This is a genomic window from Varunaivibrio sulfuroxidans, from assembly GCF_029318635.1.
GTDB lineage: Bacteria > Pseudomonadota > Alphaproteobacteria > Rhodospirillales > Magnetovibrionaceae > Varunaivibrio > Varunaivibrio sulfuroxidans.
The window spans coordinates 2670414-2684102 of record NZ_CP119676.1 but is presented as its reverse complement, the minus strand read 5'-3'; the positions used below and the strand labels follow the sequence as shown (position 1 = coordinate 2684102).

General features: G+C 61.3%; 12 protein-coding genes. 5 read left to right on the top strand and 7 right to left on the bottom strand.

Annotated elements, in window-relative coordinates; translation table 11 throughout:
- Positions 1-20 precede the first annotated feature (20 nt).
- Positions 21-1538 (top strand): malonate--CoA ligase, encoded by a 1518-nt coding sequence (locus tag P3M64_RS12525; protein WP_132938384.1) that lies wholly within the window; start codon positions 21-23, stop codon positions 1536-1538.
- Positions 1539-1569: 31 nt separating this feature from the next.
- On the opposite strand, the gene P3M64_RS12520 is transcribed toward P3M64_RS12525, so the two are convergent.
- A complete protein-coding gene (locus P3M64_RS12520; RefSeq protein WP_165886251.1) occupies positions 1570-2778 on the bottom strand; it encodes an OmpA family protein in 1209 nt (402 codons plus the stop codon).
- A 288-nt stretch (positions 2779-3066) separates the two neighbouring features.
- Between P3M64_RS12520 and P3M64_RS12515 the strand changes: the two genes are divergently transcribed.
- The 4 genes from P3M64_RS12515 to aguB are packed head-to-tail and all read left to right on the top strand — an operon-like array spanning position 3067 to position 7125.
- Positions 3067-3615, top strand: coding sequence for a cupin domain-containing protein (locus tag P3M64_RS12515; RefSeq protein ID WP_132938386.1), 549 nt, complete (start codon positions 3067-3069; stop codon positions 3613-3615).
- A 47-nt stretch (positions 3616-3662) separates the two neighbouring features.
- The gene (locus tag P3M64_RS12510) at positions 3663-5168 is read left to right on the top strand and encodes an aldehyde dehydrogenase (protein WP_132938387.1); all 1506 of its coding nucleotides are present in this window, start codon (positions 3663-3665) and stop codon (positions 5166-5168) included.
- Positions 5169-5174: 6 nt separating this feature from the next.
- On the top strand, positions 5175-6197 hold the full coding sequence (locus P3M64_RS12505; protein WP_132938388.1) for an agmatine deiminase family protein: 1023 nt from the start codon (positions 5175-5177) through the stop codon (positions 6195-6197).
- Between the two features lie 25 nt (positions 6198-6222).
- The gene (aguB, locus tag P3M64_RS12500; RefSeq protein ID WP_132938389.1) at positions 6223-7125 is read left to right on the top strand and encodes an N-carbamoylputrescine amidase; all 903 of its coding nucleotides are present in this window, start codon (positions 6223-6225) and stop codon (positions 7123-7125) included.
- Between the two features lie 14 nt (positions 7126-7139).
- Here aguB and P3M64_RS12495 read toward each other — a convergent pair whose 3' ends face one another.
- The 6 genes from P3M64_RS12495 to P3M64_RS12470 all read right to left on the bottom strand — a co-directional run bounded on the left by P3M64_RS12495 (position 7140) and on the right by P3M64_RS12470 (position 13651).
- A complete protein-coding gene (locus P3M64_RS12495; protein WP_132938390.1) occupies positions 7140-8054 on the bottom strand; it encodes a Dyp-type peroxidase in 915 nt (304 codons plus the stop codon).
- Between the two features lie 73 nt (positions 8055-8127).
- On the bottom strand, positions 8128-9504 hold the full coding sequence (locus P3M64_RS12490; RefSeq protein WP_243644727.1) for a glutamine synthetase family protein: 1377 nt from the start codon (positions 9502-9504) through the stop codon (positions 8128-8130).
- A gap of 25 nt (positions 9505-9529) precedes the next feature.
- A complete protein-coding gene (locus P3M64_RS12485; RefSeq protein WP_132938391.1) occupies positions 9530-10351 on the bottom strand; it encodes an ABC transporter permease subunit in 822 nt (273 codons plus the stop codon).
- Between the two features lie 13 nt (positions 10352-10364).
- Positions 10365-11318 carry an ABC transporter permease subunit gene (locus P3M64_RS12480; RefSeq protein WP_132938392.1) on the bottom strand — a complete coding sequence of 318 codons (954 nt, stop codon included), beginning with the start codon at positions 11316-11318 and terminating at the stop codon, positions 10365-10367.
- A gap of 9 nt (positions 11319-11327) precedes the next feature.
- Entirely contained in the window at positions 11328-12476 is a 1149-nt protein-coding gene (locus P3M64_RS12475; protein ID WP_132938393.1) for an ABC transporter ATP-binding protein, read from the bottom strand.
- A 77-nt stretch (positions 12477-12553) separates the two neighbouring features.
- Positions 12554-13651, bottom strand: a complete 1098-nt coding sequence (locus P3M64_RS12470; protein WP_132938394.1) for a polyamine ABC transporter substrate-binding protein — start codon at positions 13649-13651, stop codon at positions 12554-12556.
- Positions 13652-13689 lie beyond the last annotated feature (38 nt).

The following is a 13689-nucleotide window of genomic DNA, read 5'->3' as shown; positions in this document are numbered from 1 at the left end:
TTCAGGACTTCGAACTGCGAATGAACGCCAACCTTTTCGCACTGCTCGCCAGCCGCTTTCCGCAAAACCCCGACGCCGACGCCTTGCTGATCCCGGACGGTCCCACGCTGTCCTATGGATGGCTGGACGCGCAAACCGCACGATATGCGGGGCTGCTCAAAAAAATCGGCGTCGAACCGGGGGCGAGGGTCTGTGTACAGATCGAAAAAAGCCCGCAAAACCTGGTATTGTATCTGGCCTGCCTGCGCGCGGGTGCGGTTTACCTGCCGCTCAACACCGCCTACACGCCAAGCGAGGTCGCCTATTTCCTGGGCGACGCCACGCCCCGCCTTCTGGTCTGCGATCCGGGAAAGCTGGAAGCGCTGCGCCCCATCGCCCAAGAGGCCGGGGTCGTCCATGTCCTCACCTTGGGTTCCGACGGGACAGGCGACCTGAGCGAACAAGCGAATGTTTGCGCGCCGGACCCCTGGATATACGACGCCAAACCCGACGACCTCGCCGCGATTTTATACACCTCGGGGACCACCGGGCGCTCCAAGGGGGCGATGTTGAGCCACGCCAATCTGGCGTCGAACGCCCTGGCGTTGCATCAAATCTGGGGTTGGCGTCCCGGCGATGTGTTGATCCACGCCCTACCGATTTTCCACGTCCACGGCCTGTTCGTCGCCGTGCACTGCGCCCTGCTCAACGGCTCGGCGATGTGGTTCCTACCCAAGTTCGACGCCCAAACCGTCCTCGGATTGATGGACCGCGCCACTGTGATCATGGGTGTGCCGACGTTCTACACCCGTCTGCTCGCCCTGAAAAACCTAAACCGCGAGAGCACCGCCGCCATGCGTCTTTTCATTTCCGGCTCGGCCCCGTTGCTGGCGGAAACCTCGGACGCTTTCGCCGAACGCACCGGCCGGCGCATCTTGGAGCGTTATGGCATGACCGAGGCGGGAATGATCGCCTCCAACCCACTCGACGGCGATCGCATCCCCGCCACGGTAGGTTATCCGCTTCCGGACGTCGCCGCGCGCATCACGGATGACCGGGGTGCGCCACTTAAGGCCGGTGAAATCGGCGTGCTCGAAATCAAGGGACCCAACGTGTTCAAGGGCTATTGGAAAATGCCCGAGAAAACCGCCGCAGAGTTCCGCCCCGACGGTTTTTTCATTACCGGCGACATGGCGACGATCGCCGATGACGGACGCATTTCCATCGTCGGGCGGGCCAAGGATTTAATCATTTCCGGAGGCTTCAACGTTTACCCCAAGGAAGTCGAGCAGGCGATCGACGCCATCCCAGGCGTGATCGAATCGGCGGTGATCGGGCTCGCGCACCCCGATTTCGGCGAAGCCGTCGCCGCCGTGATCGTCGCCGACGGAAGTGCTCCGCTGGATGAACCCTCCGTCTTGGCCGCACTAAAAGATCATCTGGCGCGCTTCAAACAACCCAAGGCGGTCTTTTTCGTCGAGGAACTTCCGCGAAATGCGATGGGCAAGGTGCAAAAAGGTCAGTTGCGCCAATGCTACGAAGCCACTTTTCAGGCCTGAGCGAGACGCGACCTCGTCTTCCTTCCGAATATCATCGCCCCGCCGCCACCGAAGAAACATCCTGGGCGCGGGGCAGGCGGGTGACCTGAACGCGGCGGTTGACCGCGCCGTCCGGATGGCGCGGGTCGATTAGGCGCGCCTCGCCGAAGCCGCGCGTCACCAAACGCGCGGGAGTGATCTGGAAATGGTCGGTCAGGTACTTTTTCACCGCCTCGGCGCGCAATTCGGACAACACCCGATTGTAAGACGCGGAACCGACGGCGTCGGTATGGCCGGCAATTTCAAAGCGGACGTCCTTCAGCGCCGGCAACAACAAGGTCCGTCCCAGGGCGTCGAGAACGCCTTGGGCGCCGCCCTGCAACACCGCGGAATCGAAGCGGAAATGAACCTCAATATTGACCGAGGGCGTCGCCGATTTTTGCATCAGACGGGCAAACGGCGCCGTCTTGATTTCAGATGATGGCGCGTCGGTTTTCCCGGAACTGCGCGGGCAAGTCTCATCCTCGCCAAGGGCCGTCGGCGAGGGGGCGAAAAATGTTGCGCTCAACGTGCTCAGACGCGCCGCGCCGCAGCTCGGGCATTGCCCCTTGATGTCGAGGAATACGCCTAAATTAGCGTCGATTTGGCGGCGGTGGCGATCCAACGCCAAGGCGCGGCGCAAGGTTACGATGGCGTCGTCCATGCGCCCCGACAAAGCCTGGGATATCGCCAAATTATTCATAATCGCGGCGTTGTCGGGACACGCCTTAAGCGCCTCGGCGAACGCCGCCTGGGCGGGACCGTGCGCCCCCATCAGGTCGTTCGCCACGCCCAGGGACGACAACACGCGCCAGTCTCCCGGCGTTTGCGCCTCGGCCTTTTTGAGCGCCGCCAAACCTGCAGAAAAATCTCCCCGGGCGAGGCGAACCGCGCCCAATTCGGCCAAAAATCGTCCATTTTTGGCGAACCTTGCCGGGGCGTCGGCCAGCACCTTGGCCGCGGCATCGGCCTTACCCGCGTAACGCAGGTTGCGCGCAAGCGCCACCGTCAGGTCGATATCTTCGGGATGCGCGGCGCGCGCCCGGCGCAAGCGTTCGATGCTCGCGCCATAAGCGCCAAAAGGTTGCGTTGCGATGGCGCGCGCCTGAGGGGAAGCCGCGTTCCGCGCCCCGTCGCCAGGGGCCGCGCACGCCGCCAATACAAGGATAAGCCCCAAACAGCCCCCAAGGAATGGCGTGGCGCGCCAAGGGTTTCTCATCATCTTCGTATCCATGCTTTGGCCTTCCCGTAATTTCGCTCACCATGGTCTCAAAACCGGTTATTTTCAGTGATCATGGTCACAAAATGACCGAGGAGCGCCCGACGAAGCCGACGCCACGAAAATAACCACGCCCTATTGATAAATAAAATTTACAAAAAACAAAAATTCATCCCTCAACCATCTCATTTTTATGGAATACGAAATTGTAAGTTGTGTAGAATGTTTGACATCCGCCGGCGAACCCGTTCGCCGCTTTCTGCCCTAACGCATGCCTGAAGGTTCCGGACCATGAGCAGCGATATCGGCGCACGCCTCAAGGCGGTGCGCTCCATTTACAACCTATCCCAACGAGAATTGGCGCGTCTCGCCGGCGTGACCAACAGCACCATCTCGTTGATCGAGCAAAACAAGGTCAGCCCGTCGATCGATTCATTAAAAAAAGTCCTTAGCGGGTTTTCGATGTCGCTGATTACGTTTTTAACCCTCGATTTAGATGTTGAGGAGAAAGTGTTCTACGCCGAGGACGAACTGGTGGCGTTCGACGACAACGGCACGACGTTGCGCCTGGTCGGGGCGATGCGCAAACACCGCGCCCTGCGTTTCCTTCATGAAACCTACATCCCAGGCGCGCATTCGGGCGAGAAACTGCTGTCCTCCGACGGCGAGGAAGCGGGCATCGTCATCAAGGGAAAGGTCGAACTCACCGTCGGGCATAAAGTCCGCGTCCTGGAGGAAGGCGAGGCCTATTACATCGACACCAAGACGCCACACCGCTTTCGCAACACGTCGGACGCGGAATGCGTCGTCGTCAGCGCCGCCACCCCGCCATCTTTCTGATCCGCCGCCGTTATCGAAAAACCGCCGCACCCAACGGAGAAGCCATCATGTCAAGCCCGCGCACCTTCGAAGATTACAGCCAACGCGCCCAGGCGCTTTCCTTGCCGTCGAAATTGTTCATCGACGGGCGCTACCGGGACGCCGTCTCGGGCAAGACGTTTCCCTGCGTCAACCCCGGAACCGGAAAAGTCATCGCCGAGATCGCCGAAGGGGACGACGCCGACGTCGAGCTTGCCGTCGCCGCCGCCCGGCGCGCCTTTAATGCCGGCCACTGGTCCCGCATGGCCCCCAAGGAACGTAAAAAAATCTTGATCCGTCTCGCCGATTTGATCGAAAAGCATGGCGAAGAACTGGCGATCTTGGAGACCATCGACATGGGCAAGCCGATCGGCGACAGCCTGAGCGTCGATATCCCGTCCTCGGCCAACGCCATCCGCTGGAACGGCGAGGCGTGCGATAAAATTTACGACGAAATCGCCCCTACCGGCCCCGGCGCTCTGGGCGCCGTCACCCGCGAGGCGATCGGCGTCGTCGGCGCGGTGGTGCCCTGGAATTTCCCCCTTCTGATGGCGATGTGGAAGCTGGGACCCGCCCTCGCGGGGGGAAACTCGGTCGTCCTTAAGCCCGCCGAACAATCCCCCCTGACGGCCCTGCGCATCGGTGAACTGGCGATGGAGGCGGGACTGCCCGAGGGCGTCCTCAACGTGGTTTCCGGCTTCGGCCCCACCGCGGGGCGCGCCTTAGGTCTGCACGACGACGTCGATTGCATCGCCTTCACCGGCTCGGGCGAGGTCGGCAAGCTGTTCTTGCAATACGCCGGACAGTCGAACATGAAGCGGGTTTGGCTGGAATGCGGCGGCAAGTCGCCGAACATCGTCTTCGCCGACTGCGACGACCTGGACAACGCCGCTCGGCAGGCGGCGATCGGGATATTTTACAACCAGGGCGAGGTATGCACCGCGGCCTCGCGCCTCTTGGTGCAGGACACCATCAAGGACGCCTTCATGGAAAAGGTTCTGGCCACCGCCCAGGCCATGCACCCGGGCGACCCGCTCGATCCCGCGACGCGGATGGGGGCGATGGTCGAGGAAGGCCATATGAAGCGCGTCCTCGACTACATCGAAATCGGAAAGGACGAGGGCGCGCGCCTGTTGTGCGGCGGCGAACGCGTGCTGCACAACAGTGGCGGTTTTTACATCGCCCCCACGGTATTCGACAACGTCGTCAACACCATGCGCATCGCGCGCGAAGAAATTTTCGGGCCGGTTCTGTCCACGCTCACCTTCCGCGACGAGGAAGAGGCGCTGGCCATCGCCAACGACACCACCTTCGGCCTCGCCGCCGGATTGTGGACCTCCAATCTCAAGCGCGCCCACGCCGTCGCGCGGCGTCTGCGCGCGGGCAGCGTGTGGGTCAACTGCTGGGACGGCGGCGATATGACGATGCCCTTCGGCGGCTACAAACAATCGGGCAACGGGCGTGATAAGTCCCTGCATGCACTGGATAAATACACCGAAATCAAGGCAACCTGGTTCGACTTCGGCGAAGGGTGACCGGCGATGACGACCCCCACGGAATCGGGCTATGTCATGCCCGCCGAATGGCGCGAACATCGGCGCTGCTGGATGGCGTGGCCGACCCGCGCCGCTTTGTGGGGGGGGCGCATCGAAGCCGCGCGCGCGGCCTATGGCGAGGTCGCACGCACGATCGCCCGGTTCGAACCTGTGACCATGGTCGTCCCTCCGGCCGAGGCGGCCCAGGCACACGCCGTGCTCGGACCGGAAATCGATATTCTCTGCGCGCCGATCGACGATTCGTGGATTCGCGACAGCGGCCCCACCTTCGTCATTGACGGAAACGGCGGCCTCGCCGGCGTCGATTGGCGCTTCAACGGCTGGGGCGGCAAATACCGGCCTCATGACAAAGATGCCGCCGTCGCCGAGATTATTCTCAAGACCGAGGATATTCCCCGCTTCGCAGCGCCCCTGATCCTGGAGGGCGGGTCGATCGCGGTCGATGGCGAGGGCACGGTGCTGACCACCCGCGAATGCCTACTCAACCCCAACCGCAATCCCGACCTCGATCAAGATGAGATCGCGCGCCATCTCAAGGATTACCTGGGGGTGCGAAAGGTGATCTGGCTCGATCACGGCGTCTTCAACGACGAAACCGACGGCCATGTCGATAACCTGGCCTGCTTTCATGCCCCGGGCAAGGTGCTGATTTGCACGTGCGACCCCGATGACGGCGAAAACTATGACCGCCTTTCGCGCAATATCGACACCCTGAGCCGCGAAACCGACGCCCAAGGACGACCTCTCGAAATTACCCCGGTGCCCCTGCCCACGCCGATGTTCGGCGATGACGAGCAGCGCCTCGCCGCGTCGTACATCAATTTTTACGTCGCCAACGGAGCCGTCATCATGCCCGGCTTCGGCTGCCCCGAAGACGCCAAGGCCAGGGCCATTATCGCCGCCGCCTTCCCCGAACGCGAGGTCATCCAACTGTGCGCCGCCGCCCTCACCATTTTGCACGGCGGCGGCAACATCCACTGTATCACCCAGCAACAGCCGGTTCCCTGAGCCGGTCCATCTTAAGGAACGACAGATGAGCGCGTCAGCCGCGAAAAGCCCCCCCAACACGATCACCGTCGCCGCCACCCAAATGGCCTGTGGCGAGGACGGCGGGCAAAACCTGGATAACGCCGAGACCCTGGTGCGCGATGCTGCCGAACGCGGGGCGAACATCGTCCTGTTGCAGGAACTGTTCGAGACCCCCTATTTCTGCAAGACGCAGGAGCCGCGCCACTTCGCCCGCGCCCGCCCGTTTACGGACAACCCGACGCTCGCGCGCTTCGCCGCCCTGGCGCAAGAACTGGGCGTGGTGCTGCCGATCAGCTTTTTCGAAAAATCCGGCCCCGCCTACTTCAATTCTCTGGCCATGATCGACGCCGACGGCGGGATCCTCGGCCTGTATCGCAAATCGCACATTCCCCAGGGACCGGGCTATCAGGAAAAATATTATTTCAGCCCCGGCGACACCGGGTTTCGGGTCTTCGCCACCCGCTTCGGGGCCGTCGGCTGCGCCATTTGCTGGGATCAGTGGTTTCCCGAAGCGGCGCGGGCGATGGTCCTGGGCGGCGCCGAGGTGTTGCTCTATCCCACCGCGATCGGATCGGAACCGCAGGCCCCAGAAATCGATTCGCAAGCGCACTGGCGGCGCGCCATGCAAGGCCACGCGGCGGCCAACATGGTCCCGGTGATCGCATCCAACAGGATCGGCGCGGAAACGGCGGGGGACACCACCTTGACGTTTTATGGATCGTCCTTCATCGCCGACGGAACGGGGGCGATTGTCGCCGAGGCCGGACGCACGGAGCGCGCCGTCATCACCGCCACTTTCGAGCGGGACCGGCTTCAACGTGAACGTGCGTCGTGGGGTCTGCTGCGCGACCGCCGGGCCGACCTTTACGGTCCCCTGATGGGAATGGGCGAGGAAGCGCCGGGGTAAATCGGCCCCGCCGTTCAATCCGCCCGCGCGATCAACGCGGCGAGGTCGGGCGCCGACGGCGCGAACCAGTACGACCCGCTATGGGGCGTCGAAAAATCCAAAAGCCGATCGACGGTTCCGTCCGCCGTCGCCCCGTACATGCGCCGCAAAATCAGATCGAAGCGGTCGGGATCGGCGCTGAAGGCGAGGAAATAAAGGCCGTGCTCTCCCAGAGTTCCGTAAGGAAAGCTGCGCCGAAAAAGGCGCTGCGGCGCACCGTCAACATCGACGTCGGCGCGGGCGACGTGGGCGTTTTCGGGCATCGCATCGCCCTCGAATTCGATGCTGTCGGGCTTGGTGCGTCCGATCACGCGCTCTTGTTCATCGACAGGCAGGGCCTCGAACGGGGATAAATGATGGACCCACTTCTGGGTTATCATAAACGCACCCTCGCCGCCCGGCGCATCCTTGGGGACAAGGGCGGTCTCGACCCGCAAATCCCCCTCCGGGTTGGCCGAACCATCGACGAACCCGGTCAGGTCGCGGCTGTCGTGGTAGACGAAGCCCGACACCTCCAACGCCCGGCGGAACGCGCCGTCGAGCGCCGCATCGATCGCCTTGGCGGCGTCGAAAACGACATCGCGCGACGGTCCTTGCAACCAGACCAGAAGATCGTGCTGGGTCGCCGGCGCGGATTTTCCGTCGGTCCCCAAAATCGGCGCGAAGGCGCCGCCTTTTTCGGGCGCGGGGGCGGCGGCGTGAGCGCGATAAAAATTCAGACCGAACGCGATCACGGCGCCGGTTTTCCGTTCCCGGGCGGAGGAAAGCGCCGCTTCCAAGGCCGCCAAGGCCGCGAAAACGGTCGCTTCGTCGGCCTCGCCGGAGCGATCGTACTCCAACGCATATTGATGCGGTTGCGTGGGGGCGAAAATTCCTTCCTGCGCAAGCATGGTCTCTCCCGATATTCAAAGTGATAAAACAATCCGCCGAGTTTGGCGCGCGCCCTTGGGATAATCAACCCGATTACAGATACCAATCGTATTCAAGCCCGGAAATGTGTTCGCGGTAGCTGTCCAATTCGGCCTTTTTGGTCAGGGTATAGACCTCGACATAACGTTCTCCGAAATAGTCCTTGAGGATCGCCCCCTCCGCCGTGGCGGACAAGGCCTCGTCGATGGTATGGGGCATGCCCTCGCCGAACTCGGCGCTGGCGTTGCCGGTGTCGGGCCGACCCGGATCGATCGTGTCCTTGATGCCGTGATGCGCACCCGCCATTACCGCCGCCAGGGCGAGATAGGGGTTGGCGTCGGCCCCCGCGACCCGGTGTTCGATCCGTCGCGACGCGCCGTCGCCCGCCGGGATGCGAAACGCCAAGGAGCGATTGTTGACCCCCCAAGTGGCGCTGATCGGCACGTAAAGATTAGGCCGAAAGCGGCGAAAGGCGTTGCGGTTGGGCGCGAACACGGCCATCGACTGAACCAGGGTTTCCTTCAAGCCGCCAATGGCGTGGCGCAGGGTATCGGAACCAAAAGGATTGTCGTCGCCGGCGTCGAACAGGTTGCGCCCCGCCTCGTCCAATAGGCTGAGGTGAATATGCATGCCGTTGCCCGCCATATCGGTAAAGGGCTTGGCCATAAAGGTGGCGCGCATACCGTGACGCTCGGCGACCGCCATCACCACGCGGGTCAGCAACGAAGCATGGTCGGCGGCGGCGACGGCGCTGTCGGTGTGCATCAAGTTGACCTCGAACTGTCCCGGCGCATATTCCGCCGTGGCCGTATAGGCGGGGACGTTCTGTTCCTCGCAGGCGTTCTCGATGTCGCGCAGGATCGCGCCGTAACTGTCCATTTCGGCCATGCCGTAGACTTGGGTCGCGGTATCCCGTTCGCCGGTCGCCGGGGAAATCGGCGCCTGCGGGCGGCCGTCGCGGGTCCGCTCGCGGTCAATCAGGTAAAATTCCAACTCCAACGCGGCGACCGGGAAAATACCGTCGGCGTTGAGCCTCTCCTCGACCGATTTGAGAATATTGCGCGGCTCAAGCATGGCGTCGGGACCGTTGGCGCGCAGATAGGTGAACATTGCCTGAGCCATCGGCACGTCGGCCCAAGGGATCGTGGCCAGTGTGCCCGGCACCGGGGTCAACACCCCGTCCGGGTCGCCGTCGCCAAAACCGACGCCGCCCGCGCCGGACGAATTGCCCCGAATATCCAGCGCCATCACCGAATAGGGAAGTTGCATGCCTTTCTCGTACAAATGCAGGCAGTCGCGGCGTGGATACCGCTTTCCGCGCACGATTCCATTCATGTCGAAGGTAATGGCGTCGAGATATTCGATATCCGGATGACGTTCAAAAAAGCTATGGAATTCTTCCATCAGTAAGGTCTTCGGTGTCGCGGTCATGGCGTCCTCTTTTTGGCGTTTCATCTTAGGCGTTATCGGCGGCCATGCGTTCATTGCGCATGCGCTGCATTTCTTGGCGGCGGTTCAGGATCGAGGCGATCAGCACGCCGACGGCGACGATGCCGATCAAAATCGTCGAAACGGCGTTGATTTGCGGCGTCACGCCCAGGCGCACCTGACTGTAAATCCGCATCGGCAAGGTGGTCGCCCCGGGACCGGTAGTGAAACTGGCGATCACCAGATCGTCCAGCGACAGAGTGAACGACAGCAGCCAACCCGAAACCACCGCCGGCATGATCACCGGCAGCGTGATCAGGAAAAAGGTTTTTAGCGGCGGACAGCCCAAGTCCATCGCCGCCTCCTCGATCGAACGGTCGAACGAGGACAGCCGCGACTGAATAATCACGGCGACATAGCACATCGAAAACGTCGCGTGCGCCAGGGTGATGGTGACGATGCCCCGGTCGATCCCCATCGCCACGAACATCAACAACAGCGAAAGTCCGATGATGACGTCCGGCATCACCAGAGGGGCGAAAATCATGGCGCTAAACAACGTACGCCCCTTGAAACGGCGAAAGCGCGACAGTGAAAATCCGGCCATAGTGCCCAACACGACCGCCAGAGTGGACGACATCAAGGCCACTTTCAGCGTCACCACGGCGGCGTCGAGAATGGATTGATTGCGCGCCAACGCGCCATACCATTTGGTGGAGAAACCCGCCCAAACCGTCACCAGGCGCGATTCGTTAAAGCTGAAAATGATCAGCAGGATAATCGGGATATAGAGGAAAGAAAAACCCAAGATGAGCGAAATATAATTAAATGCCGTCAAGCCTTTGCGCATAATCGCGCCCTCCTCAACCGTTGCGTTCCGCGTGGCGCGCCTGGAGGCGCTGGAACAAAAGGATCGGCCCAACCAGAAACAACAGCAGCACGATCGCAACGGCGGACGCCAAGGGCCAGTTGCGGTTGTTGAAAAATTCGACCCACAGCGTCTTGCCGATCATCAACGTTGACGAGCCGCCCAACAAATCGGGGATGACGAATTCGCCCACGGCGGGGATGAACACCAAAAAGCAGCCTGCGACGATACCCGGCATCGAGAGCGGGACGGTAATTTTCCAAAACGCCTTGAGCGGCGCACAGCCCAAATCGGCCGCCGCCTCCAACAACGACCAATCCATTTTTTCCAGATTGGCGTAAAGCGGCAACACCATGAAGGGAAGATAGGAATAAACGATACCGATATAAACCGCGCTATAGGTATGCAGAATATTGAGCGGTTGATGGATGATCCCCAATCCCAACAAAAGGTGATTGAGATACCCTTCGTCCTTTAAGATTCCGATCCAGGCATAGACGCGGATCAGGAACGACGACCAAAACGGCAAAATCACCATCATCAACAACACCGCGCGGCGATTGCGGGGCGCCCGCGCCATGGCGTAGGCGATCGGATAGCCGACCAGCAGGGTGAGGAGCGTTGACAACGACGCGATTTCCAAGCTGCTCAGGTACGATTTCCAATACAGGGCATCGCCGACCAACGCCGTGTAGTTGTTGAAATTCGCCCTGATACCGACGACCGCGCCGTTGACCACGTCCAACAGCGGGCCGTAGGGCGGAATGGCGATGCGCACCTCGGACAGGCTGATCTTGGCGACGATCAGGAACGGCACCAGGAAAAACACCACCAACCACAAATAGGGCACGGCGATCGCCCCCTTGCGACCGTGACGCTCGATCAGCGCCCGCAGAACGCCTCTCCTTGCGCGCGGGGCGTTCGGTGTATCGCCGGCTGTGTCGGGCATCGTTTCCTCCTAATCGCGCAGCACGACCGCGGCGTTGGCCGACCAGGTGATATAAACCCGGTCTTCCCAGGTGATGGTCCGTTCGGTCTCGCGCAGGCGGTTGGTCTGCGTCACCGTCACCATCAACCCACTGTCCGTCTTCACGTGAAAAACCGACAACTTACCCAGGTAGGCGATGTCCCAGACTTCCCCGGCGATGCAATTGACCGACAAGTCGCCGGGCGGGGTCAGGCTGACCACCATTTTTTCCGGCCGAATCGCCGACCACACGGTATCCCCCGGGCGCGCGTCCAAACTGCGCGCCGTGCGCACGCGGCAGGGCATCTGCGCACTTTCGAGGTGTGCGCAATCTTTTTCCACGCTATCGACCCGGCACTCGAAGATATTCACCTCGCCAATGAATTCGGCCACTTTTCGTGAATTGGGCGCCTCGTAAATCTCGCTCGGCGTGGCGACCTGAACCACCCGCCCCTGGTCCATCAGGGCGATGCGCGAGGAGACGGTCATCGCCTCCTCCTGGTCGTGGGTGACGATGATAAAGGTAATGCCCAGTTTTTCCTGGATGTTCATCAGTTCGAACTGGGTTTCCTCGCGCAGCTTCTTGTCCAGCGCGCCCAGCGGCTCGTCGAGCAGCAAGATTTTGGGGTTCTTGACCAAGGCGCGCGCCAGGGCCACCCGCTGACGCTGGCCGCCCGACAATTGATCGGGCTTGCGCGCGGCGAATTTTCCCAGCTGCACCAAGGCCAGGATACGTCCCACCCGTTCGCCGATCTCGTCTCTGGAAATTCCATCCTGTTTCAATCCGAAGGCGATATTCTTTTCCACCGTCATGTGGGGAAACAGCGCGTAGGACTGAAACATCATGTTGACCGGGCGTTTGTGCGGCGGCACCCGCGACATGTCCTCGCCGTCGAGCAAAATGCGCCCGTCGCTCGGCGTTTCGAATCCCGCCAACATGCGTAGAAGCGTGGTTTTTCCGCATCCGCTGGGGCCCAACAGGGAAAAGAATTCGCGCTCGAAGATGTCGAGCGTAATATTATCGACGGCGACAAAATCCCCAAATTTTTTCGTAACCCCCTCGATCCGCACGAAGGGCTTGTTATCCGCATCGTCCCAAGGCGCCCAAACTTTGCGGGCCGGGCCGGTGGTTTCCACCATGATAAGATTACTCCTGTTCGCACGCGAGACGGCGTCCCGCGGCCGAACGCCACGGGACGCCGGAGCCACACCCCCGGTTATTGCCCGGTTTTGATTTTGGTCCACATCCGCGTCAGGATGCTTTGAGTCTCCGTCGAATAGGGCGTCGTGGTGTACAACGTCTTCATCACTGCGGCGGAGGGGTAAACCGCCGGATCGTCGAGAACGTCCTTGCTGATATATTTCTGCGACGCCAGGTTGCCGTTGGCGTAATGGACATAGTCCGAGGACTTGGCGATGACCTCCGGGCGCATCATGTAGTTGATGAATTTGAGCGCGTTTCCGGGATGCGGGGCGTCTTTGGGTATCGCCATTTCATCAAACCACATATAGGCGCCCTCCTTGGGCACGACATACTTGATTTCCACGTTGTTCTTGGCCTCCACCGCCCGGTCGCGGGCCTGTAGAACGTCGCCGGACCAACCCACGGCCAGGCAGATGTCGCCGTTCGCCAAACCGTCGATATAGGCCGAGGAATCAAACTTGCGAATATACGGGCGGATCGCGGCCAGCACCGGTTCGGCCTTGGCGATCACCGCGGGATCCTTGCTGTTGGGATCCTCGCCGATGTATTTCAGCGCCGCCGGGATCATTTCATCCGGGGCGTCGAGCATATAGACGCCGCAGTCGGCGAATTTTGAAACCACCGCGGGGTCGAAAATCATGCGCCACGAGTCGGTCGGCGCGTCGGGCATGCGTTCCTTGATCTTGGCCACGTTATAGCCGATCCCGGTGGTCCCCCACATGTAGTTGACCGAATAAGCGTTACCCGGATCGTAGGTCGCCACGCGCTCGGAGATGACCCCCCACATGTTCCCCAAGTTGGTCAACTTCGATTTATCGAGTTTCTGGAACACCCCGGCCTTGATCTGCCGCCCCAGGAAGGTTCCCGACGGCACCACCACGTCATAACCAGATCCCCCGGCGAGGAGCTTGGTTTCCAACACGTCGTTGGAATCGAAGACGTCGTAAACGACCTTGATGCCGGTCTCCTTCTCGAACGACTTCAAGACCGAAGGGTCGATATAGTCGGACCAGTTATAGACGTTGACGACCTTGTCTTCTTCCTTCGCACAACCCGCCAGCGCGGCGACGCCCGCCAACGCCAACAGGGAATTTCTCAGTAACCGTTTCATGTTCACCTCCCAGATAAATCGCAAACGTCACGCCACAC